Genomic DNA, 24,586 nt, shown 5'->3' on the forward strand with positions numbered 1-24,586 from the left:
GCTCGTGCAGCGGGACACTCAGCGCGCCGGGGCGTCCCCGCGAGGCACGAACACCGCGTCGACCAGGCGAGCACTGGCTCGCCCGTCCTCGAGCGGCAGGTAGTCCCTGCGGAACCGGGCATAGTCGGCCGCGTACCGGCTCCGGACGCCGTCGAGGTCGCGCAGCTCCGCCACGAGGTCGGCCCGCTCGGCGATCAGCGGACCGGGCGCGGTCGGCTCGTAGTCGAACAGCCACCCCCGGGCCTCGCGGTAGCGCTCGAGGTCGGGGACGAAGAACAGCATCGGCTTGCCGGTGACCGCGAAGTCGAAGCGCAGGGACGAGTAGTCGGCGACCGCGACGTCGGCCGCCAGGTACAGGTCGGTGACCTCCGGGTAGTCGGTGACGTCCAGCATGGTCCCGCGGCTGCCCAGCCTCTCCCCCGACCGCGCGTTGAAGGCGTGGCTGCGGTTGAGGATCACGAAGCCGTCGCCGAGCTCCTCGGCCAGCGCGTCCATCCCCAGGAGGTCCAGCAGCTGCGCCTTGTGGTTGTCCACCGAGACGTAGTCGCGGAACGTCGGCGCGTACAGGACCGCCACCTGGTCGTCGCGCACGCCGAGGGACCGGCGCACCGTCGCCCGGACGGTCTCCGCGTCAGGGGCCAGCAGGGCGTCGTTGCGGGGGTAGCCGATCTCCAGCACCTCGCCCTCGTACCGGAACTCGCGGCGCAGCAACGGCGTCGCATAGGGCGCCGGGGACACGACGTAGTCCCACTGGGCCGCTCGCCGGTCGTAGGCCTCCACCAGCGTCCGCGAGAAGCCGGCCGCCTCCCAGTGCGCGTGACCCATGAGCTTGAACGGGTAGCCGTGGAAGGTCTGGACGAGCACCTGACCGGCCGGCTTGTCGTGGAAGACCGGCTGGTACATGTTGTCCATGTAGTACCGGGAGGTCCGCAGCAGCCGGTGCCACTCCGGGCTGCCGTGCACCACCGGTTCGACGCCCTCCGGCACCGGCACCGAGAAGTCCTTGACCGCCCACCGGACGGGCAGGTCGGCACCGCGACGCTGCAGTTCACGGACCAGCCCGATCCCGCTGTCGGTCGCCGACTCCCCGAAGTAGGAGCGCAGCAGCAGGCCGTCGAACCGCTCCGGCAGGAAGGCGGTCGAGCGCGTCGCCAGGGCGGTCTGCGCCGCCTTGGAGCGGTACGCGTCGCCACGGGGGGTCAGCAGGTTGAGCTGCAGCCGCCCCCAGCCGGTCCGGGTGAGCCGGCCCTCGAGCCGCTGCGCCGCGAAGACCTGCGGGAACCGTTGGGCCGGCTCCCGGTCCACGACGACGGCTGCGGCGGGCCCCCCGTCCCGCACGGAGTCCAGCCAGTACTTGCCGGCAGGCAGCGGCAGCTGACCGAAGCGGCCCCGGCGGGCGGTCAACGGGATCCGGGCGGTGAACCGCCCGTCGTGCGGTTCCACGGCCACGGGCTCGGTGCGGGCCAGGACGCCCTCCACGTGCAGGCTGACCGGCGCCGGTCCGCCCTCGAACCGACCGCTCACGACCAGGACGCCGTCGTCGGTGACCTCGGCCCCGTCGACGACCGCCACCGCGTCGCGCCACTCGACGACCCCGAGGTTGCCCCGCCGCGTGCGCTCGAGCGCCAGCACGGACCCGCCGTCCTGGGGTGCCACGGTCAGGACCCCGGCCGAGGGGAAGGTCAGCGCGGCCACCGAGCCGTTGCCGGCCTCCGCACGCAGCGTCCACCTCCGCTGCACCGGGCCGAGCGGCGGGGCCTCCTCCGCCAGCGGGGGCAACTGGAGGAGGAACTCCTGGGTCCCGTCCTCCGACACCGCGCCGACCGGGACCCGCTGCGGCTCCTCGCCCGGGTCCTTCGCGCCCGGCGCGACGACGTGGGCCGCGACCAGCGGCCGGCCGGGCACCGGGCGGACGACGGCGTGCAGCTCGCGGCCCTCCAGGCGCGCGTCGACGACGACCGGGCGCGGCTTGTCGCGGTACAGCCGGAGGGGCTGCTTGGCCCGGTGGTCGAGGACGAGCCGGAGTCCGTCGGCGTCGACGAAGGCCTCGAGCAGCCCGGCGGACCCGGTCGAGGCCACCTCGGTGAGCGTCGTCGCCGCCGTGAGGCCCGCCGTCCGGACCTCGAGCTCGATACGCCAGCGCCGGCCCGGGCGTCCCTCCACGAGGGCGTCGGTCGGGATCTCGAGGCACAGGGCGGACGGCGAGTACTCGGCGTGGTCGGCGTTGCCCGACGGGTGCAGCGCGGGGTCGCCGAGGAGGGTGGCGGCGACCTCCAGCCGCTCGTCGCCGGTCTCGGCGCACAGGGTGGCCACGACCTCGGTGCGGTGCTCCCGCAGATCGATGTGCGGGATGTGGGCGTGGCCCTCGAGGACCAGCCGCGGCCGGCCGCCCGGCTCCGCCACCCACCGGATGCGGCGGACCTGGTGCCGGACGGTCAACTGCTCGGCGCGCAGCACGAAGAGCTCGTCGGGGAGACCGGGCTCGGGGCGGCCCTGCAGCGGCAGGTGGAGCAGCACCCCGTCGTTCCGGACGGTGGCCGGGAAGGACTCGGTGCGGTGCCCGTTCTCCCGGCGGAACTCGAGGAACTCCTCGCGCAGCCCGCGGCGGACCAGCTCGATCACGACCCGTCGCTGCGGCGGCGTCCGGTGCCAGACCTGCTCGGGGACGTCCGCGGCGAGGTCGGCCAGGGTCGCGTGCAGGACCTGCCAGTACTCCTCGTCGGCGATCGCCGACGCGTTGTCCAGGTACCAGTGGAAGTGGGTGCTGAAGAGGGTCTGCAGCCAGGCTTCGTAGACCTCCTCCGAAGCCTCGGCCCGGAGGGCCTCGCGACTCACCAGCCAGGCCGCGGCCCGGTCCCGCAGGTCCTGCACGGTGCCGGTCTGCTGGCTGATCGAGCTGGCGTCCTCGCGGGCGCGGTACTCGTAGACGGTGGCGCTGAGGACGTCGATCCCCGAGGCCCGCACGAACAGCTGGCTGACGATCGGCTGGTCCTCGTAGGCGACGCCCTCGCGGAACCACAGGCCGCACTCGTCCCAGAAGGACCGGCGGTAGACCTTGCACCAGGTGTAGTTGTTGCGCAGGAGCGCGGGGAACTCCTTGAGCGTCACGCCGATCCGGTCCTGGTCGTGGACCGTGGTGATCCACTCGGGCGCCCAGGTCCGGGTGGAGTTGAACCGGACGATCGACCCGACCGCGAGGTCGGACCCGCTGCGCTCGCACGAGCCCACCAGCGCCGAGAACGCCCCGGCCGGCAGCCGGTCGTCGCTGTCGACGAACACCAGGTAGCGACCGGTGGCCTGCCGCAGACCGGCGTTGCGGGCGGCGCCCAGCCCGGCGTTGGCCTGGCGGACGATCCGGATGCGCCGGTCCCGCCGGGCGTAGGCCCGGGCGATGGCGAGCGACCCGTCCGGAGAGCCGTCGTCCACGACGATGACCTCGAACGAGGTCAGGTCCTGGCTCAGGATGCTGTCGAGACACTCCGGGAGGTACGCCTCCACGTTGTAGATCGGCAGCACCACGCTCAGCAGCGGCGGCCCCGCGGGGGCGATCCGGTCACGGACCACCCCGGGCAGGCGCTCGGCGATCCGCTTCCCGGTGGTGACGACCCCCCGTGGGGTCCGTGCCGCCACGGCACGCACCAGCTGTGACCTCATCTGCTCCGTCGTCCCCCTCATGCGATGCGCCGGCCGTCGTCCGAGGACGAGACGGGCGCCACGGTCGAGCCCGGAACCGGTTCCGGGCGGTGTGTCCTCGTCGGACCGCATCGCGCGACCTCCCGCACCGCGGCGGCGAAGCGGTCCTGCGGATCCGTGCCGTCGTCCCCGAGCAGGTGGCGCGTCACGGCCTCCCGGTCGGCGCGGCGGCGGTCGGTGGTGCGGGCGTCCAGGACGTCCGCCTCCAGGGTGGTCAGCGCCGGATCCCACAGGGCGGCACCGGCCGACGAGGGGAACTCGCGGCGGTACTCGTCCTCGGGGAGCTCCGTCGGGTTGGTCATCACGTACGGCTTCCCCGACCACAGGAAGTCGGTGACGACGCTGGAGACGTCGGTGACCAGGAGATCGGCCTCGTTGAACGCCTCGTACAGCCCGGACAGCCCGTCCACCACGGCGTGCGGTGCACCGCGTCCCCGGACCGCCGCGGCGACGCGCGCAGCGGCGCCGCGGTAGGCCTTGTCGACCGAACCCGACGCCGGGTGCGGCTTGACCAGGACGCGGACGCCCTCCATGGCCATCAGCCGGGTGACGATCCGCTCGCCCATCGTCCGCAACGAGGAGTAGCTCCAGGCCGCGTAGAAGCCCTCCCACGTCGGCGCGTAGAGCACGGTGAAGGGGCGCGCCGGGTCGTCCACTCGGTCTCCGCGCACGCGGGCGATCTCCGACAGCTGCGGGCGGCCGACCTCGCGGACCTGCTCGTCCCGCACGCCGACGTCCGCGGTGCGGTAGCGCTCACGGCCGGCCGGCCCGGCCACCCAGACCTCGTCGTAGATGCGGCTCAGCGGCGTGGAGCTGCCGCCCTTGTCGCTGTCGCCGTGACCGATGAAGACGTCGGTGATCCCGGGGACGCGGATCAGGTGGTTGTTCTGGGCGATGTTGGTCGGGTACAGCGCGAGGGACATCGACGGGACGACCACCCCCTCGACGTCGGTCGCGCGGGGCACCCAGAGAGCCGGCAGCCGCAGGCTGTCCAGCTGCTCGAGGTGGACGCGCTGGCGGACCATCACCAGGACCGGCTCGGTGAGCCGCTCAAGCACCGGCACCCACGTGTTGAGCGCGTGGGTGCTCGACGGCGGGCCGCCGAAGTAGACGACGACCCGCGGGCCGAGCTGCTCCAGCGCCGCACGGACCGCGGACACGACGTCCTCCCGCTCGAGCACGGGGAGCCGGCGGACCCGGAGCCGCAGGACCAGCACGACGGTCCCGGCGACGAGGGCGACGAGGACACCGGCCGCAGGCAGGAAGGCCGCCGGGCCACCGGCCAGGACGACCAGCAGGGCGCCTGCGACGACCAGGTCGCCCGCCTCCACCACGTGGACCCCCCAGGAGCGCACCCGGCGGCCGAACGGGCGCTCCGCCGGCAGATCGAGGGCGGGCACCTCGAGGTGCCGCCACTGGAGGGGCCGGACGCTCCTCGCCCGCAGCTCCCGCGCCGCATCGGCGACGAGCGCCCGCCCGAGGACCAGGACGACCGCGCTGCCCAGGACGGCGAGCGGCAGCCAGGCTGGCCCACCGCCGGCGCGCAGCGCGAGCACGAGCAGCAGCCCCAACCGGACGGCCCGGCGGACCGGACGTCCCAACTGCGCCAGGTCGAGCGCCCGGGTGACCTTCGGCTCCCGGGCGGCGATCCACTCGTCCAAACCCACGAGCAGCGCCAGCCCGACCACGAACCCGGTCGGGGACGGCCACAACGCGGCGACCCCCAGCAGCAGGTGCAGCGCCGCGAGCGGGCCCATGGCGACGCCCCACCTGATCCACACCGAGTTCACCGGGCCTCCTCCACCAGGGCGAGACGGTCCACCGCCGGGGCGGGCGACCGCTCGACGAAGGCAGCCACCTCGTCGGCGAAGTCCCGCACCGGGTCCTCCCGGCGCGGACCGAGGAGGTAGCGGGCCAGCTCCTCGCGGCCGGCGGCCAGCGGATCGCTGCCCAGCGCTTCGTCGACCAGGGCGAGGACCTCCTCCCCCGGGGAGAGCACCGCACCGCCCCGGGTCGTCGGGAATCGCGTGTGCAGCTCCTGCACCGTCAGGCCCTGGGGGTTGGTGACCACGTACGGCCGGCCGGTGGCGAGCCAGTCGCTGAGGACGCTGGACACGTCGGACAGCAGGACGTCGGCCTCGCGCATCGCCTCGTACAGCGCCTCGGGGCCGTCGGGCACCCGCTGGTGCGGCAGCCCGGTCAGCATCGCCTCGATCTCCGGGACGGCGTCCGCGACGTCCGCACGTCGCTGTCCGGAGGCGGGGTGCGGCTTGAACAGCAGGCGCACGCGGCCGGACGCGACGAGGGAACGGACCGCCCCGAGCCCCAGCTCACCCAGCGAGCAGTAGTCCGAGTGCTCGTAGAAGCCCTCCCACGTCGGTGCGTACAGCACCGTGGGCACCCCCTCGGCGCCGCCGGCCGGCTCGGGAGCACGGGAGAGCCCGGCCAGCTGCGGCCGGCTCACCTGCCGGATCTGCTCCGGGCGCACGCCCTCGTCGACGGCGAGGTAGCGGTCACGGCCGGCCTGCCCGGCCACCCAGATCTCGTCGTACACGCGGGTCACCGGGCTGAAGCTGCCCGCCTTGTCGCTGTCGCCGTGCCCGATGAACGCGTGCCGGACACCCGGCAGCCGGATCATGTGGTTGTTCTTCACGACGTTGGTCGGGTACAGCGCCACCCGCATGGAGGGCACCTGGGCCTGCTCCACGTCCTGGGCGGCCGGCAGGACGACCACGGGCAGGCCGGAGAGGTCCAGCCGCTGCAGGTGGTGGGCCTCGCGGAGGACCACGACGACGCGGTTGCGCAGCGCCCGGAGCGGGTCGAGCCACACCTGGAGGGCGTAGGACCCCGACGCCGGGCTGCTGAAGTAGACGACGACCTCGGGGGCGAGCTCCTCCAGCGCCGCCACCACTGCCGGGAGGACGGCGGTGTTGGGCGCCCTCCGGCACGCGCGCTCCCGCAGCGCGGCCCGGCCCAGCAGGAGGCCCACGCCTCCCAACACGGCGGTGAGCAGGACCCAGCAGGCCACGCCCGTGATCCCCTGGTCCCCACCGGCCACGGCCAGGAGGGCGGCGACGAGGAACCCGGCCTCGAGGAGCGCGAGGAGGTCGTCCTCGCCGGGAGGAGCCTCCGTGGGCACGCCCGCCGGACCGGCGGCCGTGGTGCCGACGCGGAGGCCCTGCCAGCGCACCTGCTTGCGCATGTGGCGCTGGGCCCGCAGCCGGAGGATGCGTCCGGCGCTGCGCGCCAGCGTCACCGCACCGGCCGCCACGAGGAGGGCGGCGAGCGTGAGCAGCGGCGTCGTCGGCCGGTCGGCGACCACGAACAGGGCGAGCGCCGCGCGGACCGGCCAGCGCACGGCGGCGCCCAGCTGTGCCCGGCGGAGCACGCGGGCGCCCTCCGCGGCGTGGCGCCGGACCCACCGCTCCGCGAGCGTGGCCACCACGAGGGCGAGACAGGCGGCCCAGCCCGGGCCCGCCGCGGCGAGGACGACGGCGGTCGCGTACGGCAGGAGCAGCACCGGCTGCCAGGGGACGGGGTGCGACGACGTCACGACGGCCGGCTCCCGGTCCCGGCGCGGGGGCCAGCCGTCGTGGGGCCCAACAGCCACCGGCACCGCGGTTCGACGATCCAGCGGGTGGCCCGGCGGACCGGGTCGGTGCACAGCAGGCAGGTCCACGCGACGGCCACGGCGATCAGCAGGAGGAACCGCGGGCCCGAGTCGAACCAGGCCTGGACGTCGGTGAGCTCGCGGAGCAGGAAGACCGGGAACAGGTGCAGCAGGTAGACGTACATGGTCCGGGTCCCCCACCGGGTGACGCGGGACGCCGCCCGCGGGACGAGGACGAGCACGGCGCCGCCGAGCAGGACCGCGAGGGCGAGCAGCCCCAGCCGGACGACGGCGGCCCACCACTCCGGTGTGTCCAGGTCGGCGTAGTTGGCCCCCATCTGGGCGAACCCGCGCAGCCGCCAGTCGCGGACGTCGTCGATGTGCAGGTACGCCACCACCGGTGCGAGCGCCAGGACCACGGCAGCCGTGACCGTGGCCCGGGAGGTCGGCCGACGGAGCACGCCCACGACCCGGGGCCGGCCACGCTCTCCGAGCAGCCAGCCCAGGACGAAGAACGGCAGCATGCCCAGGATCCGGCCGCTGTCGAAGGCGGCTCCGGCACCGGGGAAGTAGCCCGCCGTCAGGGACACGGCCACCGAGACCAGCAGCGGGTGGCGCAGCGCGGCCAGCACGGGGAGCAGCAGCCGCCAGGCCGCGAGGGCGGGCAGGAACCACAGCAGCGACCACGGTCGGGTGAGGTCGAGGGTCGCGTCCGCCCCGACGGCGACCCGGACGAGGAACCAGATGCCGCTGAAGGCCACGTACGGGACCAGCAGCTGGGTGACCAGCCTGGCCCCGGCCGCCCGGTCGATCCGGTCGACGGCGAAGCGGCCGGCGACGAAGGCGAACAGCGGCATGTGGAAGGCGTAGACGGCGACGTAGAGCGCGGCCATCAGGTCCGAGTCGTCCAGCTTCTCGATCGAGTGGCCGACGACGACGAGCGCGATCGCCACGAAGCGGACGTTGTCCCAGAACGGCTCGCGCACCGCTCGGACCGGCGGCACCGCCGGGCGCGCCTCGGTGACCCGCGCCTGGGTGACCGTCGTCGTCATGTGGCCGATCCCTCCTCGGCGTACGCGGCGAGCACGTCCTCCATCGGCCCGTCGGCCACCAGCCGGCCCCTCCTCAGGTACAACCCGCGCTCGCAGAAGCGCCGCAGGTCCTTGTCGCTGTGCGAGACCAGGAAGAGCGTGCGGCCGGCGGCCAGCAGCTCCTCGATGCGCGCGTAGCACTTCTTCTTGAAGACCGTGTCGCCGACGGCCAGGACCTCGTCGACGAGGATCACCGGCTCCTCGAGCCGGGACACCACGGCGAAGGCCACGCGCACCTTCATCCCGCTGGAGAGGTGCTTGTACGGGGTGTCGAGGAAGTCCTCGATCTCGGCGAAGTCGACGATCTCGGCGAAGCGGGCGTCGATGTCGGCCTTCGACATCCCGTGCAGGCCGGCGGTGAGCCCGATGTTGTCCCGCACGGTGAGGTCGTTGACGAACCCCCCGGTGATCTCGATCAGCGGCGCGACCCCCGCGGACACGTCCACGTGGCCGCGGTCGGGCAGCAGCACGCCGGCGATGAGCTTCAGGAGCGTCGACTTGCCCTGGCCGTTGCGGCCGACCACACCGATGGCCTCACCGGGGTGGACGTCGAAGGAGACGCCGTCGAGGGCCCAGAACTCGCCGGGCCGGGTCCCGCGCTGGCCACGGATGAGGAAGTCGCGGGCGCTGCGGTGGCGCTTGCCGCGGCTGAAGCGGACACCGGCGTCGCGGACGCAGATGACCGGCTGGAGGTCCGTCATCGCTCAGATCTCCTTCAGCACGGTGCGTTCCAGCCGCGCGAAGACGCTCCAGCCGAGGAGCAGCAGCCCCACCGAGACGACGACGGAGACCCCGACGTGCTCCCAGTGGACGGTGCCCGGGAAGAACCCGGCGCGGCACAGCTCGAACACGCCGGCGAGCGGGTTCAGCGCGAAGACGGCGTCGAACGGTTCGGGCACGTCCTGCACCGCGAAGATCACCGGCGAGGCGTAGAAGCCCAGGCGCAGTGCGATGCGCACCACCCGTTCCAGGTCGCGGACCAGCACGACCAGCGGCGCGAGCAACAGGCCCACGCCCAGGACCAGGACGGCCATGAGCAGGACGGCCGGGACCAGCAGCACCAGGTGCCAGTCGACCGGGGCGCGATAGACCAGTGCGAAGAGGAAGAGGACCGGGAGGCTCAGCAGGAACTCCACGCCCTTGGAGAGGACGACGCGGACCACCCACACCTCGCGCGGGACGTTCGTCGACCGGACGAGCTTGGCCTCGGTGTGCAGCGCCCGCGCAGCGTCGGTGACCGCACCGTTGAACCAGGTCCAGGGCAGCAGACCGGCCAGGAGGAACACCATGTACGGCTCGGCGCCCACGGTGCGGGTGAACACCTGGGTGAAGACGAACCAGTAGATGCCCGCCAGCAGCAGCGGCTCGAGCACCGACCAGAGGTAGCCCAGGGCCGACGAGGCGTAGCGCACCTTGAGGTCGCGCGCCACGAGCAGCTGGATGGCGCGTCGGCGGTGCCACAGCGCGCGGGGGCGGGCGATGACGCCCGACGGCCGCCCGGCCACCTCGCTCTGCGCGCTCACCGGAGCCAGTGTCCCAACGGCGTCTGCCGTCACGCCGTCGTCCTCCTAGAGGACCGGGGACCGGGACGGCGCCCGAAGAGGAAGCCGCTCCCCCAGCTCAGGTGGATCGTGCTCAGCACGACCGGGAACCAGGCCCGCGCCCGCCACGGCAGCCCGCGGCTCTCGGCCAGCGAGGCGACGACCGCACCCACGCCGTAGCCGAACGGACCCGCCCAACCCAGCTGGAGGACCGGGGACTGGGCGACCGTGCCGACGACGCCCGCGACCGTGCCGACGAGGATGGCCGCAGTGGCGGCCGGCGGCGCCAGGTAGCGCGGCCGGATGGAGTCCGGGTGCTGCCGGATGACCTCGCGGCGCCAGCGGCCGGTGTGGAAGAACTGCCGGACCAGCTCGGTCCAGGACGACCGCGGCCGGTAGGTCACCGCCAGGTCCGGCGAGAACCAGACGACCCCACCCGACTGGCGGATCCGGTGGTTGAGCTCCCAGTCCTGCGCCCGGTGGTAGTGCTCGTCGAACCCACCCAGCAGCTCCAGCACCTGGCGACGGAACACGCCGAGGTAGACCGAGTCGGCCGGCCCCTCCTGACCGCCCACGTGGAAGCTGCCCCCGCCGAGGCCGACCTTGCACGAGTAGGCCCGGGCGACCGCCTGCTCGAAGCCGGTCACCCCGACGGCCAGCATGAGGCCACCGACGTTGGCCGCACCGGTGGACTCGAGCAACGTGACCGCGCGCTCCAGGTACCCGGGCAGGAGGATCCCGTGACCGTCGACGCGGGCGATGATCCCGTGGCTGGCGGCCTGGACGGCGATGTTGAGCCCGGCGGGCGTCTTACCGCTGGGGTTGCGCACCAGCTTGACGCGCGGGTCGGAGGCGGCCAACTCCCGCGCGATGCGGTCGGTGTCGTCCTTCGACGGCCCGAGAGCGAGGACGAGCTCCATGTCGCCGCAGTACTCCTGGGCCAGGATCTGCGTGACGCTGGAGGCCAGGTGTCGCGCCTCGTTGAGCACAGGCATGATCACCGAGACGGCCGGCCACACCCGGGCGACCGCGACGGCAGGGGTGTCGTGCAGGGGGCCGTCCGGCGCCGGTGCGTATGTCTCAGTCATGGCGCAGTGACTCTAAGCAGCGACCGCCGCCCGGATTCAGTCGGACGAGTCGATTTGGCAGCATCTGCCCGCCCCGACACGCTGCTCGAGTCACACCCGTAACAGGCTCCCCCGGCGTCGCACGGCGTCGCGACGAACCGCTCCGTCCGACCCTCCAGGGCGACGACCACCCGAGGCCGTTCGTCGAGTGCTCACCGGGGCCGGCACGCCCGGGGCGCGCCCGCGCGAAGGACACCGGCCGATGGTCCGCGCGCACCACGAGGGCGGATCACCCGCCGCCCGAGCCACGCGGGAACCGGGCGCGGTCCTCCCATCCGGCCAGCTGGCACCGCTCGTCACACCCGTCCCGTTTCGCCACGTGACGCGAGCCGGGGGTGGCTCCGGGCCCCTAGCATCGCCTCGACCTCAGGGTCGATGCCCGCCGCGACGGCGACCGCCGAGACCGGCCCCGACCACGACGCCGGGGATCGTGTCCGCGCGGACCAGCACGAGAGGACATCCCACGTGAGCCCCAAGAACCCCGGCCCCCCGGCAGCAGGTGGCGGCCGCCAGCTGCCTGCTCGTCTGGACCCGCGGGCAGGTCGCTCCGGCTCCTCCCGCGGCGACGGTCGCCCCTCCCACGAGGCGGTCGGAGACGGGGATCGACCGACGCCCCGGGGGCGCACCGGCCGTGCCGCCACCGCGGCCCGGGTCGTCGCCGGCGTCCTCTCCCTCGTGCTGCTCGTCGGGTCCGGCTGGGGCTGGTACCTCGGTCAGGTCGCCGAGGCCAGCGTCAACCGCACCGACGCCATCCCCACCGAGGGCAACGACGGGAACGGCGGCCCCGAGGCGATGAACCTGCTGCTCGTGGGCAACGACAACCGCGCCAACCTCACCGAGGAGCAGAAGGACGCGCTGCAGACCGGCGGTGACTCCGGCATCAACACGGACACGATGATCCTGGTCCACGTCCCGGCCGACGGCTCCCGCGCGTCGTTCGTCTCCTTCCCCCGCGACTCCTACGTGGCGATCCCCGGCTACGGCATGGACAAGCTCAACGCCGCCTACGCCTACGGCTACGCCGAGGCCTCGGAGTCGGCGACCGAGGAGCAGCGGCAGTCCGGCGGCGCCCGGCTGCTGGTGCAGACGATCAGCGGGCTCACCGGCCTGCAGATCGACCACTACGCCGAGGTCGACCTGCTCGGCTTCTTCAACCTCAGCTCGGTCGTCGGCGGCGTCGAGGTCAACCTGTGCAAGGCCGTCGACGACCGCAAGTACTCCGGCGCGGTGTTCCCGGCCGGCATCCAGACGATCAGCGGCGCCCAGGCGCTGCAGTTCGTCCGCCAGCGGCACGGCCTCCCCCGCGGCGACTTCGACCGGATCGTCCGCCAGCAGGTCTTCATCGCCGGGGTGCTGCGCAAGATGCTCTCCGACGAGGTGATGCTCGACCTCGGCAAGCAGCGCGAGCTGACCGCGGCGGCGTCCCAGTCGCTCACCATCGACCAGGGCCTGGACCTGTTCCAGCTGGCCGAGCAGATGCAGTCGGTGACCGCCGGCAGCATCGAGTTCCAGACCATCCCCAACGTCGGGACCGACCGGGACGAGCAGGACCGCTCGATCATCCGGCTGGCGGACGAGGACACCCTCCACCGGTTCTTCGCCGATCTGTCGGCCGACCCCGCGACGGCGGCCCCGACCACGCCCGCCGCGCCGAAGACGGTCGCCCCGTCCGCGGTCACCGTCGACGTCTACAACGGCTCGGGCACCCCGGGGCTGGCTGCCCAGGCCGCCACCGCGCTGGGGACGGCCGGCTTCGCCGTGGGTGCGACCGGCAACGCCGACTCCTCCGACCACGCCGCGACCGTCGTCCGGTACGCCGCCGGTGACGAGGCACTGGCCACGACGCTCGCGGCCGCCATCCCCGGCGCGGCCAAGAAGAAGAGCGACGACGCCACCTCCGGCACCGTGCAGCTGGTGCTCGGCTCGGACTTCAACGGGATCGGTCAGGCCGTCGACCCGGCTGCCCCGGCGTCCTCGGCCCCTGCCGAGAAGAAGGACGCCCGCACCGCGGCCGACACCAACTGCATCAACTGATGACCGACACCCCCGCCGACCTGCTGGCCGCGACGCTGCGCCGCGCACCGGCCGCGCCGCTGCTGACCTCCTACGACGACCTCGGCGGAGGGCGGGTCGAGCTGTCGGCGGCCACCCTGGCCAACTGGGTGGCCAAGACGGCGAACCTGCTGCAGGACGAGTTCGACGTCACCGGCGGGAGCACGGTCGCCGTCGCGCTGCCGGTGCACTGGCAGACCGCGGCGGTGCTGCTGGGCGTGTGGAGCTGCGGGGCCACGGTCCTCGACACCGCGGCCGAGGACGACGGCCGGCTCGACGACGCCGACGTCGTCCTGGCCGCGCAGGACCGGCTGCCGCCGCTCGAGGAGCAGGGGCTGCCCGAGCTGCTCGGCCTCTCCCTGCACCCGCTCGGGATGGGCATGACCGGGTACGCCGGCCCGGCCCGCGACTTCGCCCTCGAGGTCCGCGGGCACGGCGACGTCTTCACCCCGTGGCAGCGGCCCGACCCCGCCGCGCCCGGCCTGCTGCTGGGCGGCCTGGAGCTGACCCTCGGCGGCCTCGTGGACACGGCCCGCGAGCTCGCCGGGCGGCTCGGCCTGGTCGAGGGCGACCGGGTGCTGGTCGACGACCGCACCGCCGCCGAGGCCGGCCCGGTCGCGTGGCTGCTGGCCCCCCTGGCCGCCGGTGCGTCGATCGTGCTCGTCCGCTCCCCCGACCCCTCGCTGCTGCCCGGCCGCGCCACGGCGGAGAGGGTCACCGCTACGCTCGGCCGGACGATCGAGGGCATCCGCGAGCTGGGCCGTCCTGCCTGATGCAGCTCCCCAGCCGCCCGGACGGACGGACGGTGTTCGTGCATGGACAAGGTGGTCGGCAGCGCCGCTGAGGCGGTCGCGGACATCAGGGACGGCGCGGTGCTCGCCGTCGGCGGTTTCGGCTTGTGCGGCGTGCCCATCAAGCTGATCGACGCACTGCTCGAGCAGGGCGCGTCCCGGCTGACGACGATCAGCAACAACTGCGGCGTCGACGACCAGGCGCTGGGCGTGCTGCTCTACGCCGGGCGCATCACCCGGACGATCAGCTCCTTCGTCGGCGGCAACAAGGAGCTGGCCCGCCTCTACCTGTCGGGCCAGCTGTCGGTCGAGCTGACCCCGCAGGGCACGCTGGCCGAGCGGCTGCGCGCCGGCGGCACCGGCATCCCGGCCTTCTACACCCCCACCGGCGTGGGCACGATGGTCGCCGACGGCGGCATCCCGGTGCACTACGACGCCGACGGCAACGTCGTGCAGACGTCGACCCCCAAGGAGATCCGGGAGTTCGACGGCCGGCAGTACGTGCTGGAGACCGCGCTGACCGCCGACTTCGGCCTGGTCCGCGCGGCGGTCGGCGACCGGCACGGCAACCTGGTGTTCCACGAGTCCGCGCGCAACTTCAACCCGCTGGCCGGCATGGCCGGGCGGATCACCATCGCCGAGGTCGAGGAGCTCGTCGAGCCCGGCGAGATCACCCCCGAGGACGTGCACCTACCCGGGGTCTTCGTCAACCGGGTGGTCGTCGTCGGCCCGGAGGGCAAGGGGATCGAGAACCGCACCACCCGCCCGCGCACCGACCGCTCCGCCGCACCGGCCGCCGCCGGCGACGAGGCCACCGAAGGGGATGCCCGATGAGCCTGACCCGCGACCAGCTCGCCGCCCGGGTCGCCCTCGAGCTCGAGGACGGCCAGTACGTCAACCTCGGCATCGGGATGCCGACCCTGGTGCCGAATTTCGTCCCCGACGACGTACACGTCGTGCTGCACTCGGAGAACGGCATCCTCGGCGTGGGCCCCTACCCCTTCGAGGGCGAGGAGGACCCGGACCTGATCAACGCCGGCAAGGAGACGGTGACGATCCTGCCCGGGGCCAGCTTCTTCGACTCCTCCCTGAGCTTCGGCATGATCCGCGGTCAGCACCTCGACGTGGCCGTGCTCGGCGCCATGCAGGTCAACCCCCGCGGCGACCTGGCCAACTGGCTGATCCCCGGCAAGATGGTCAACGGCATGGGCGGCGCGATGGACCTCGTCCACGGCGCCCGCAAGGTGATCATCATGATGGAGCACGTGGCCCGCGACGGGTCGCCCAAGCTGGTCGAGGAGTGCACCCTCCCCTTGACCGGCAAGGCGTGCGTGGACCGGGTGGTCACCGACCTCGCCGTCGTCGACATCACCCCCGCCGGCTTCGTCCTGCGCGAGACCGCCCCCGGCGTGAGCGTCGAGGACGTCCAGGCGGCCACCGGCGCCCCGCTCACCACCGCCGACGACGTCCGCGAGATGGCGCTGCCGGCGACCGTGTGACCGGGCCGGCGCGGTCCCCCGGGGACACCGGACGTCCCGTCCCGGCGTCGGCGGGCGCCGGCGGGGCGGTGCCGTGACCTTCTCGGTCGTCGCCCGGGACCCGGCCACCGGCGAGCTGGGCATCGCCGTCTCCTCGTGCATCCTCGCCGTCGGCCGGGCGGTGCCCGGTGTCCGGCCGGGCGTGGGGGTGGTCGCGGTCCAGGCCCGCAGCCGGCGCGGGCTCGGCCAGTCGCTGCTGGCCGGCCTCGCCGACGGCGCCGACCCGGCCGACCTGGTCCGGGCGGCGGCCCACGCGGCCGAGGACGTCGACCGGCAGATCGCCGTCCTCGACACCACCGGCCGCGTCGCGGCCGACACCGGGCGCGGCTCGTTCCCCGTCAGCGGCCACCTGGTCGGGGACCAGATGAGCGTGCAGGGCAACATGCTCGCCTCGCCGGAGGTGCTTCCGGCGATGGCGCAGGCCTGGACCGCCGCCCGCGGCGACCTGCCCGACCGGCTGCTGGCCGCGCTCACCGCCGGGCAGGACGCCGGAGGGGACGTGCGCGGCCGGCAGTCCGCGGCGCTGCTGGTGGTCAGCGGGACGCCGGCCAGCGACGAGGACGACGGCGTGCGGATGGACCTCCGGGTCGACGACTCGGGCGACCCGGTGGCGCAGTTGCGGATGCTGCGCAACCTGCAGCGCGCCTACGACGAGCGCGACTACGAGACCCTCGCGCTGTTCGCCCCCGAGGGCGCGCGCGACCTCTACGCCGCGCTGGCCGCCTCGCAGCGCGGCGACCGCGGTGCGGCGCGGGCGGCGCTGGAGGCCATGCGGGCCCGGCCGGGTTGGTCGTCGTGGCTGGCCGCGATGGCCGGCGACGCCCGGCTGGCCGGGGTCTCCCGGCTGCTGGAGTGACCGCGGGAGCCGCCCGCACGCGGACGGCTCCCGCGCCGGGTCAGGCGGGCTCGACGCCGAAGGTCTGCGCCAGCCGCTCGATCTTGCGGGCCCGGCCGAGCCGGGGCTTGTCGCTGCCGTCGCGGATGACCCGGCCGCGCGCCTCGAAGTCGGCCAGGAAGTCCCGCGCCCAGGCGACGTCCGACGGCGTCGGGCTGATGACCTCGTTGATCACCGGCGTCTGCTCCGGGTCCAGGCAGAGCTTGCCGGTGAGCCCGAGGGAGACGGTGACGGCGGTCTGCTCGCGCAGCACCGGGTGGCTGCTGCTCACCGTCGGGCCGTCGATGGGCCCGGGGAGCCCGCCGATGCGGCTGGCCAGGACCAGCCGGGACCGCGGGTAGGCCATGGCCAGGTCGTCGGCGCTGGTCCCGGTGTCGCGCCGGTAGTCGCCGCTGCCGAAGGCGAGCCGGAACGCGCCGCGGGCACGGGCGATGGCGACGGCCTCCTCGATGCCCAGCGCCGACTCGACCAGCGCCAGGACGGGCGTGGAGCCGCCGAGCCGGTCGGCGGTCTCGGTGACCTGCTCCGCGGCCTCGGTCTTGGCCAGCATGACGCCGAGCAGGCCGGGCACCCCGGCGAGCTTGGCGACGTCGTGGTCCCAGAACTCCGTCGAGCGGTCGTTGATGCGCACCCAGGCCGACCGGTCCCCGGCCGAGAGCCACTCGATCACGCCGGCGCGGGCCTCGTCCTTGTGCGCGGGGTCCACCGCGTCCTCGATGTCGAGCACGATCTGGTCGGCCCGCGAGTCCGCGGCCCGGTCGAACAGATCGGTGCGGGCACCGTTGACCAGCAGCCACGAGCGCGCGTCCTCAGGACCGACCTTGCGTTGTCTCACCACACCCCCATCCTCGTACGCGCGCCGGAGCTCCCTGCAACCGGGCGGGTCGCAGGCGTCATGGCCCTGCGGGAGAGCCGGCGGCTCGGGCGTCAGAGCGTGTCGGGACGGAGCCGACCGAGCACGGCGGGGTCGATCTCCCGGTCGTGCAGCGGCAGGACCAGCTCGGTCACCAGGTCGACGAGTTCGGCGACGCGCAGGTTGAGTCGCCGTGCCTCCTCCAGCCCGTCCGCCACCTCGCCGGTGCCGACCTCCGCGGCCGAGAGGCGCGCGTCGACGTGCTCCGCCCGCGATCGGACGTCCTCGCGGACCTCGGCCAGGCCGACGGAGAGCTCCTCGACCCGCCTGTTCAGGGCGGCGACCTCCTCCCGGAGCGTCGCCGTCTCCGTCGAGAGCTCCTCCACCCGCTCCCGCAGCTCGAGGGCGGCGGGGGCCACCGCGCGGCGCAGTGGGTACGCCAGGCGCCGGACCAGTGCCCGGCCTCGTGCGGTGTCGCCCTGCTCGGTCATCGCGCCCTCCGTCGGAACGTCATGCGGGTCAGCTCGACGAGCTGCTCGTCCGGCGCACCGATCCACGTCATGGGCTCGGTCCGGCGACTCGCCTCGTCGAGGACCAGACCGGCCGCGCCGGCCTCGCGGACCAGCTCGTCCACCGTCAGTCTCAGGTGGGGCGGCACCCCCTCGTAGCCGGGGTCGGCGACGTCGAAGTGTGCCGTCCCCCCGCGCCGCAGCAGCATCGCGCAGAGCCGGAACACGTTGGCCCTGGGGATGGGGTCCAGGGCGTTGAGCAGCCGGCGGCCGAACACCGTCCACGGTCCGTCCTCCGCCGCGCACCGGGCACCGAGCCGGACCGCCGCCCGGACGTCGAGCAGGTTGACCAGCTCGAGGTCCAGGCGCGCCCCGGCGCCGGCATCGCGCGACCGCGCCACCTCCAGGGCAGGGCGCGAGAAGTCGACCGCGCGGACGTGCCGACCACGCCCGGCCAGCGCCCGGGCGTCGACGCCGGTGCCGCAGCCCAGCTCGAGGATCGCGTGGTCGGCCGGCGCCTGCCGATCGACCTCCTCGGCGTAGCTGCTCGGGCGGTCCTCCGCCGGCAGGAGCGGGCCGGTCGACATGAGGACGAGGTCCTCCCACGTCTCCCGCTCGGCGTGGTAGTCGCCGAACCAGTGCGCGAAGCGGTCCGACGTCGCCCGGGGTGGCCGGAAGACGAAGGCCGGATCGGGCTCCGGCCATCCCGGTCCGTAGATCTCCCGGAGCACGACCTCCGGCACCCGCGGCGCCGGCTCCGGCCGCCCCTCCACCAGCACCGTGCTCGGCGGGAGCAGCTGTTCGTCGGGGACCCGTGCCCGGATGGCGAAGTGCTGGTGCCACCACTCGCCGATCCGGAAGCCGGCGAAGACGTCGACGTAGTGGTCGGGCACGCCGTCGTGCTCGAAGTGCACCTGCACGTGCGCGGCGTTGAGCCGGATCGGCTCGTAGCCCCGCTCGCGCAGCCGCCGGCCGAGCTCGAACTGCTCCACAGCGACGTCCGCCGGGGAGGAGCGAGCGCTCAGGTAGGCGAGGTCGGCGTCGTCGTCGTGCGGTATGAGCCTGCCGTCGTCCCGGACCGGCCCGAGCAGCGTCCCGCCGGTCACGAACACGGCCTGCCCGAACCGCTCGGCCAGCAGGTCCCGGATCTCGTCCATGTGGTCGAGCATCCGGCCGACCATGCCCGGTGGGCCGTCGGCGAGGGCGTGCCCGAGCCGGCGCCACTTGTTGACGACCAGGGGCCGCCCGTGGACGTCGGTCAGGTGCGGCCGGGCCGCCGGGTCGCCGAGGACCGCGGTCGCGCCCGCGGTCTCACCGGTGTCGACGAGCCGGAGGTCCACGCGGAAGCGGCCGGTGAGGCGGTCGCGCAGCACGGCGGGCCAGGGCTCGAACCGGAGGCCCTCCACATCGCCGTCCCGAGGGAGCAGCTCGGCGGGTACCGGCTCCGCGGACTCCCGGAAGGACCAGATCCTGCGGCCGTCCACGAGGACGTCGATCGAGCGCTCACCCGGCTCGTCCACCGCGAAGAGCACGCCCAGCTCCGTGGGGAGCACGTACCTGATCGGCTCCATGCGCTGGCACGCTAACAGCGGGAGCCTCGCCCCCTCCGGAACCGGAGGGGAGGCGTCAGCGCAGCAGGCTCCGGGCGATCACCATGCGCTGGACCTGGTTGGTGCCCTCGTAGATCTGGGTGGTCTAGGACCACAGCCCTCCACTCCCTTGCTGACCTGGCCGTTCTCGTCGAGCCGTCACATACGTGTCACGTACGACGTGCCGGTCGGAGCCGTTCTGCGCCGCATTCCGGCGGGCGACTGACTAGCGGCCGGCTCGTCCGGACGGCTCAGGTCATGGCCAACGACACCACGTGGCCCCCCGACGACCAGTCCTGGGGGCCGAAGCAGATCGCGCACTACCTCAACGTCAGCGAGCGGCACATCCGCGACGTCCGGAACGAGGACGAGACGTTCCCGCCGCCCCGGATGGTCGGCAGCAAGCCGCGCTGGAGCCCCGACGTCATCCGGCGCTGGATCGCCGACGGCGGGGCGTCCCGGCCGCCGGCAGGGCCCACCGGCCCCACCGGCCCGAAGCGGAAGGGGCCGGGGCGTGTCTAGGACGCGGAAGGTGACGCGCCGCCGGGACGACGACCCGGTGCGCGTGTACGACGACGGCCGCGTCGCGTATTGGACCGGCGGCGCGCCGGGCGCGGGGAAGCGGGAGATGGAGCGGTGCGGCAGCCGGGAGGCGGCCGAGCTGCGCGCGACGGAGCTGCGCAAGCAGCTGCTTCTCCACCGGCCGGCGCCGAAGGCGAACGCGACCCTCGACGACCTGATGCGGGCCGCGGTGACGCACTGGAGGAAGGTGGGCCACCCGATGGGGACCATCCAGCAGTACCGCTCCGACTGGAACACCCACGTCCCGCCGAAGGTCGGCGCCGTCCCCTGCCGTGAGGTCGGGATCGAGCACTACACCGCGATCTTCAACCGGCTCAACGAGAAGCAGGCCTCCGAGCAGGTCATCGACGCGGTGGCCCGGACCCTCGGGGCGGTGGTAATCAAGTTCGGCGTCCTCAACGGGTACTTCCCCGACGGCCAGCCGTTCGGCGGGCCGGACCTGCGACGCGCGACAGTCGCCGGCGCCCGCGCGACCGCGGCCCGGCAGAACCGGGCGCGCAAGAAGAAGCCGATCCACCTCCACGAGTGCCCGACCCCCGCCGACGTCGACAAGTACGCGGCGGCCTTCGAGGAGGAGTACCCCGGCTACGGCGCGCGGCTGGTTCACCTCGCCTTCGGCACGGGCCTGCGGATCAACGAGGCGCTCGCGCTGCAGTGGGACTCGATCGACCTGGAGACCCTCGACGTCGCGGTCGACTGGCAGCTCGACCGCTACCGGGCCTGGCCGGCCCTCGCCCTGCCGAAGGGCAACAAGCCGCGGACGACGCAGCTGTGGTCCTGCTACCGCAACGTCGCAGCCAGCCTGGTCGAGGACGCGCTGGACCGGGAGGGCCCTGACCACGGGTGGCTGTTCCCGCGCCACCGCTCCGAGAAGAAGTGGGCGGACCAGGCCGGCAAGCTCGCCGGCGCGGCGCGCAAGCGGTGCGGGTGGCAGTGGAGGGGCTTCCACTGGCTCCGGCACGGGTGGGCGTCCTGGTCGCTCGCACCGGTGTCGGACGGCGGCTACGGGCTCAACCCCACCCGCGTCCAGGCGTGGCTCGGCCACGCGAAGCTGAGCACGACCACGGACACGTACGTCCACAAGCCCCGGGGGGACGACTCGCACATCCGCGAGACGACCCGCCGCCTCCCGGGTTCGCGGACGGGCGAGTAGCCCACACCGAGGGGCCGGCTGCGTGAGCAGCCGGCCCCTCGTGCGCTTGCAACCGGCGCCCGACGATGTGCGCAACGGCCACGTCGGCGCTACGCCGGGCGCCGGCCGAACCGGGTCACGCCGCGGGGCTTGACCACCGCCAGCACCGTGGCCCCGAGCAGCACCACCAGTGCCGCGGCCGCGTCGACGACCAGCTGGATCCGCATCCCGTTCAAGTCGGCACCGAACCCGCCACCGGCGGCGGCGATGGCGCCGAGGTGCCCGATCGGCTGGGTGTGCAGCAGGAGCAGCGCGGTGGCCACCACGGTGAGCACCAGCTTGACCAAGACCCACCAGTGGCGGAGCAGGCCCCACGGGGTGCCCACCGACTGGACGACGCCGGTGACAAGCGAGGCCAGGCACAGCGGCACGATGACCGCCCAGGTGATCAGCTCGGCGGCGACGTAGGCACCGCGGACCGTGGCGGTGCCGGCGCCGGTCAGCCCGGCAACGGCCAGAGCCAGGAACGCCGCGACCGCGCCGAGCCAGCCCACCGAAGTGGTGACGTGCGCGGTCAGCGCGAGCTTGCGCACCCGCGGCGGCATGGTCAGAACCACAGCGGGCTGCCCGCGGCCGAGCCCAGGTGGCTGCCCGGGCCGGGGCCGTTGCCGGTCAGGTGCACCACGGCGACCAGCAGCACCAGCAGGAGCACCACGACGCCGAGGATCTTCACCCAGCGGGGTGTGCCGGCCGGCTCACCGGCCCCGGTGGGCGGGTCGGTGGGTGTGTTGGGGGTGGCCGAGGGCTCGGTCAACGGTGGCCTCCTGCCTGGCGCCGATGGCGCCGGCGTGGTCGGGCAGCGTGCGTGAGACATGGTGTCCGCGCTGTGTCGCAGTGTCCCACATCCGTATGCTCGCCGGGTGGCGCACTCCTGGACCGAGACGATGTCCGGGCACCGCCGCGCGGTCCGCGACGCGGTGCTCGACGCGACCGCTCACCTGATCGCCGAGCAGGGCTTGGCGATCACCATGTCCGACATCGCGGGGCGTGCCGGCATCGGCCGGGCGACGCTGTACCGGCACTTCCCCGACGTCGATGCGGTCCTCACGGCCTGGCATGAGCGGCAGATCGCCGAGCATCTGCAACAGCTGGCCGACGTCCGCGACCGCGCCGATGGCGCCACGGAGCGGCTGGAGGCGGTGCTGGCCGCCTACGCTGCGCTGTCCCGGCATCGGCACGGCGGAGAGGCGGCCGCGCGGCTGCACCACAGCGAGCACGCGACCACCGCCCGGTCCCGGCTGCGGGCCTTCCTCGCCGAGCTGATCGCTGAGGCCGCGCGGGCCAGGCAGGTCCGCGCGGACGTGCCGGCCGAGGAGCTGGCCGGCTACGCGCTGGGCGCGCTGTCTGCGGCGGCCGAAGCGTCGGAGGCCGCGGTGGAGCGGCTGGTCGAGGTGACCCTGGCCGGACTTCGCCACCCGCCGGCCTGACGGGACGCGGGCCGGGTCGGCGGCTGCGGACGGTGCGGTCGAGCAGCCAGCCGCTGGTCAGCCCCAGCGCGGTCCACAGCACGGCCAGCTGCCCGGGCCTCGGTCTCCCCGGGCATCAGTCCTCCCGAGGCATTCCGCTCCCGCCGCCGAGCAGCTGCAGGTCACGGCTGACATCGGTTCCGGCGCACCCCGGCTACAGGCACACCCAGGGCCGACTGCCGTCCCGGCGCGAGCCCGGACCGTGTCGGAGCGAACGGCTGATGGGCGAACTCGGAGGGCAGACAGATGTGGATGGTCGTGCGCCAGGAGGACTGGGTGGGCGGCAACGACGACGTCCTGGCCATCGTGGGTCCGTTCGGGACGGAGTCCGCAGGCAGGACGGCGCTGGAGGCGATGCTGGCGGACCTGCCTGCGCCCCCGTTCCGGCACGAGCGGCTGTCGTTGGTGCGCGTGACGCCGGCGTGAGTGGCGCGTGCACTGGCTGGCAACCTCCGCCCGACCGCACGGCTGGTGACCAGCAGACCGGAAGCCGCGCGAGCTCCGCCCCGTGGACGGGGTGGGGGCTCCGTGGCGTCAGCACCTCCGCGGCCGCCGGCGCTGCCGTCAACGCCCGAGCCGTGAGGCCCCAGCTCACACCGAACCGGTGGTCACTCCGAGCCACACGCCGGCGCCCACGCCTAGCAGGAGCGACATCACCGCGGCGGCGTGGAGCACGACCTCCGGGACGCGCCGGACCTCCTGCGCCGTACCGGCCGCGGTACGCGGGCCCGTCCCCGCCGGACCCTCGGCTGTAGCTGGCCCGGCCGGCACGCCCGCGAATGCCGGGGCGATCCAGCGCAGGTAGTAGAACAGGCTGGCGACGGTGTTCACCGCGGCCACGACGACCAACCACACCAGGGCGCCGTCCCACGTCGCGGCGAAGACCGCGAGCTTGCCGACGAAGACGGCCGTCGGCGGCGTCCCGACCAGGCCGAGCAGGCACACCACCAGGCTCACCACGAGCCACCGGTGCCGCCCGGCGGCCGTGGCCCAGTCGGTGATGGTGCGGGCCGCCGGCGTGGCGACGACGGCGGCGAAGGCACCGATGTTCGTGACCGCGTAGCCGGTCAGGTAGACGGCCAGGGCCGGAACGGCGAGGTCGGTGCGGGCGGCGACCGCGACGACCATGAACAGGTAGCCGACCTGGCTGACGGTGGAGTAGGCCAGCAGCCGCAGGACGTCCGTCTGCGCGAACGCGGCCAGGTTGCCCAGCGTCATGCTGGCCGCGGCGACGACGGCGACGAGCAGCGGGACGTCGAGGGGCAGGCCCGCGAACGGCTCGGCGAGCAGCCGGAAGGCGGCGGCGACGGCACCGATCTTGGGGATCGTGGTGATGTAGGCGGCCATCGGCGGCGTCGTCCCCGCCGTCACGTCGGGGACCCAGAAGTGCACCGGGACCGCACCGGCCTTGAAGGCGACGCCGGCGAGCACGCCGAGGACCCCCACGGCCAGCAGCGCCGGGGACGCCTGCGGCAGCCGCGCGGCGAGGTCGAGGTAGCCGGTGGTGCCGGAGGCGAGCACCAGCGCGGCGGCGCCGACCATCAGGAGGACGCCGACGAACGCCCCCATGAGGTAGTACTTCATCGTCGCCTCGGTACCGGCGGCGTCCTTCGCGAAGCCGGCCAGGGCGTAGAGGGGGACGCTGGCCAGCAGGTAGGCGGCCACGAGCAGCAGCAGGTCCCCGCTGGCGGCGAGCCCGACGGCGCCGAGCGCCCCGAGCAGCATGAGCACGTAGGCCTCGGTCTCGCGCGGATGGCCGGCCACCGACGGCGCCGCCAGCCAGACGAGGACGGCCACGCCCAGGGCGACGACGATCCGCACCACCCCGGTGGTGGTGTCGACGACCCAGGTGCCCTCGAAGACCCGCTCGGCGGGCCCGGGGAGTGCGACCGCGGCGGCTCCGGCACTGGCCAGGCAGGCCGCGGTGACCAGGAGCCGTACCCGCCACTGCTGGCCCTGCGGGGTCCACAGGCCCGTCAGCAGGCCGGCGACGGCACCCAGCAGGAGCAACGCCTCCGGCAGCAGCGCCGGCCAGGCCTCCCCGCTCCCGCTCATCC

The 24,586-nt window shown here is 74.0% G+C and carries 22 protein-coding genes; 9 read left to right on the top strand and 13 right to left on the bottom strand.

Annotated elements, in window-relative coordinates; translation table 11 throughout:
• Positions 1-18 precede the first annotated feature (18 nt).
• Genes ACWIX3_RS00075 through ACWIX3_RS00105 form a run of 7 tightly spaced genes read right to left on the bottom strand, consistent with a single transcriptional unit; the run spans position 19 to position 11,023 of the window.
• Positions 19-3,654 carry a CDP-glycerol glycerophosphotransferase family protein gene (locus ACWIX3_RS00075; protein WP_448610064.1) on the bottom strand — a complete coding sequence of 1,212 codons (3,636 nt, stop codon included), beginning with the start codon at positions 3,652-3,654 and terminating at the stop codon, positions 19-21.
• Between the two features lie 17 nt (positions 3,655-3,671).
• A complete protein-coding gene (locus ACWIX3_RS00080) occupies positions 3,672-5,483 on the bottom strand; it encodes a CDP-glycerol glycerophosphotransferase family protein (RefSeq protein WP_448610065.1) in 1,812 nt (603 codons plus the stop codon).
• The gene (locus ACWIX3_RS00085; RefSeq protein ID WP_448610066.1) at positions 5,480-7,246 is read right to left on the bottom strand and encodes a CDP-glycerol glycerophosphotransferase family protein; all 1,767 of its coding nucleotides are present in this window, start codon (positions 7,244-7,246) and stop codon (positions 5,480-5,482) included. The genes ACWIX3_RS00080 and ACWIX3_RS00085 overlap by 4 nt, the downstream gene beginning before the upstream one ends.
• The gene (locus ACWIX3_RS00090; protein WP_448610067.1) at positions 7,243-8,355 is read right to left on the bottom strand and encodes an acyltransferase family protein; all 1,113 of its coding nucleotides are present in this window, start codon (positions 8,353-8,355) and stop codon (positions 7,243-7,245) included. The genes ACWIX3_RS00085 and ACWIX3_RS00090 overlap by 4 nt, the downstream gene beginning before the upstream one ends.
• Positions 8,352-9,095, bottom strand: a complete 744-nt coding sequence (locus ACWIX3_RS00095; protein ID WP_448610068.1) for an ABC transporter ATP-binding protein — start codon at positions 9,093-9,095, stop codon at positions 8,352-8,354. Before ACWIX3_RS00095 ends, ACWIX3_RS00090 begins: the two co-directional genes overlap by 4 nt.
• A gap of 3 nt (positions 9,096-9,098) precedes the next feature.
• Positions 9,099-9,917: an ABC transporter permease gene (locus ACWIX3_RS00100; protein ID WP_448610069.1), complete on the bottom strand. Its 819-nt coding sequence runs from the start codon at positions 9,915-9,917 to the stop codon at positions 9,099-9,101.
• Positions 9,918-9,946: 29 nt separating this feature from the next.
• Positions 9,947-11,023, bottom strand: coding sequence for a glycosyltransferase family 2 protein (locus ACWIX3_RS00105; RefSeq protein WP_448610070.1), 1,077 nt, complete (start codon positions 11,021-11,023; stop codon positions 9,947-9,949).
• A 714-nt stretch (positions 11,024-11,737) separates the two neighbouring features.
• Between ACWIX3_RS00105 and ACWIX3_RS00110 the strand changes: the two genes are divergently transcribed.
• From ACWIX3_RS00110 to ACWIX3_RS00130, 5 genes are all read left to right on the top strand, one after another.
• Positions 11,738-13,096 carry an LCP family protein gene (locus ACWIX3_RS00110; protein WP_448610071.1) on the top strand — a complete coding sequence of 453 codons (1,359 nt, stop codon included), beginning with the start codon at positions 11,738-11,740 and terminating at the stop codon, positions 13,094-13,096.
• The gene (locus tag ACWIX3_RS00115) at positions 13,096-13,887 is read left to right on the top strand and encodes a TIGR03089 family protein (RefSeq protein WP_448610072.1); all 792 of its coding nucleotides are present in this window, start codon (positions 13,096-13,098) and stop codon (positions 13,885-13,887) included. The genes ACWIX3_RS00110 and ACWIX3_RS00115 overlap by 1 nt, the downstream gene beginning before the upstream one ends.
• 42 nt (positions 13,888-13,929) lie before the next feature.
• Positions 13,930-14,739, top strand: coding sequence for a CoA transferase subunit A (locus tag ACWIX3_RS00120; RefSeq protein ID WP_448610073.1), 810 nt, complete (start codon positions 13,930-13,932; stop codon positions 14,737-14,739).
• Positions 14,736-15,404, top strand: coding sequence for a CoA transferase subunit B (locus tag ACWIX3_RS00125; protein WP_448610074.1), 669 nt, complete (start codon positions 14,736-14,738; stop codon positions 15,402-15,404). Before ACWIX3_RS00120 ends, ACWIX3_RS00125 begins: the two co-directional genes overlap by 4 nt.
• Before the next feature lie 73 nt (positions 15,405-15,477).
• The gene (locus ACWIX3_RS00130; protein ID WP_448610075.1) at positions 15,478-16,299 is read left to right on the top strand and encodes a DUF1028 domain-containing protein; all 822 of its coding nucleotides are present in this window, start codon (positions 15,478-15,480) and stop codon (positions 16,297-16,299) included.
• A gap of 40 nt (positions 16,300-16,339) precedes the next feature.
• Here ACWIX3_RS00130 and ACWIX3_RS00135 read toward each other — a convergent pair whose 3' ends face one another.
• The 3 genes from ACWIX3_RS00135 to ACWIX3_RS00145 all read right to left on the bottom strand — a co-directional run bounded on the left by ACWIX3_RS00135 (position 16,340) and on the right by ACWIX3_RS00145 (position 19,271).
• Positions 16,340-17,173, bottom strand: coding sequence for an HpcH/HpaI aldolase/citrate lyase family protein (locus tag ACWIX3_RS00135; protein ID WP_448610076.1), 834 nt, complete (start codon positions 17,171-17,173; stop codon positions 16,340-16,342).
• Positions 17,174-17,265: 92 nt separating this feature from the next.
• On the bottom strand, positions 17,266-17,682 hold the full coding sequence (locus ACWIX3_RS00140; protein ID WP_448610077.1) for a DUF6752 domain-containing protein: 417 nt from the start codon (positions 17,680-17,682) through the stop codon (positions 17,266-17,268).
• Positions 17,679-19,271 (bottom strand): class I SAM-dependent methyltransferase, encoded by a 1,593-nt coding sequence (locus ACWIX3_RS00145; RefSeq protein ID WP_448610078.1) that lies wholly within the window; start codon positions 19,269-19,271, stop codon positions 17,679-17,681. Before ACWIX3_RS00145 ends, ACWIX3_RS00140 begins: the two co-directional genes overlap by 4 nt.
• Positions 19,272-19,547: 276 nt before the next feature.
• Between ACWIX3_RS00145 and ACWIX3_RS00150 the strand changes: the two genes are divergently transcribed.
• Together ACWIX3_RS00150 and ACWIX3_RS00155 are read left to right on the top strand one after the other, a co-directional pair.
• The gene (locus ACWIX3_RS00150; RefSeq protein ID WP_448610079.1) at positions 19,548-19,811 is read left to right on the top strand and encodes a helix-turn-helix transcriptional regulator; all 264 of its coding nucleotides are present in this window, start codon (positions 19,548-19,550) and stop codon (positions 19,809-19,811) included.
• A 10-nt stretch (positions 19,812-19,821) separates the two neighbouring features.
• Positions 19,822-21,024, top strand: a complete 1,203-nt coding sequence (locus tag ACWIX3_RS00155) for a tyrosine-type recombinase/integrase (protein WP_448610080.1) — start codon at positions 19,822-19,824, stop codon at positions 21,022-21,024.
• A gap of 89 nt (positions 21,025-21,113) precedes the next feature.
• On the opposite strand, the gene ACWIX3_RS00160 is transcribed toward ACWIX3_RS00155, so the two are convergent.
• Together ACWIX3_RS00160 and ACWIX3_RS00165 are read right to left on the bottom strand one after the other, a co-directional pair.
• Complete coding sequence (locus ACWIX3_RS00160; protein ID WP_448610081.1) at positions 21,114-21,608, bottom strand: hypothetical protein; 495 nt, start codon at positions 21,606-21,608, stop codon at positions 21,114-21,116.
• 2 nt (positions 21,609-21,610) lie between these two features.
• Positions 21,611-21,817: a hypothetical protein gene (locus tag ACWIX3_RS00165; protein WP_448610082.1), complete on the bottom strand. Its 207-nt coding sequence runs from the start codon at positions 21,815-21,817 to the stop codon at positions 21,611-21,613.
• A 106-nt stretch (positions 21,818-21,923) separates the two neighbouring features.
• On the opposite strand from ACWIX3_RS00165, the gene ACWIX3_RS00170 reads away from it, so the two are divergent.
• Both ACWIX3_RS00170 and ACWIX3_RS00175 read left to right on the top strand, forming a co-directional pair.
• Entirely contained in the window at positions 21,924-22,490 is a 567-nt protein-coding gene (locus ACWIX3_RS00170) for a TetR/AcrR family transcriptional regulator (RefSeq protein ID WP_448610083.1), read from the top strand.
• A gap of 285 nt (positions 22,491-22,775) precedes the next feature.
• Positions 22,776-22,955 carry a hypothetical protein gene (locus ACWIX3_RS00175; RefSeq protein WP_448610084.1) on the top strand — a complete coding sequence of 60 codons (180 nt, stop codon included), beginning with the start codon at positions 22,776-22,778 and terminating at the stop codon, positions 22,953-22,955.
• 165 nt (positions 22,956-23,120) lie between these two features.
• Here the strand turns inward: ACWIX3_RS00175 and ACWIX3_RS00180 are convergent, their stop codons facing one another.
• Positions 23,121-24,584 (bottom strand): NADH-quinone oxidoreductase subunit N, encoded by a 1,464-nt coding sequence (locus ACWIX3_RS00180; protein ID WP_448610085.1) that lies wholly within the window; start codon positions 24,582-24,584, stop codon positions 23,121-23,123.
• Positions 24,585-24,586 lie beyond the last annotated feature (2 nt).

This window comes from Geodermatophilus sp. URMC 60 (assembly GCF_053502585.1).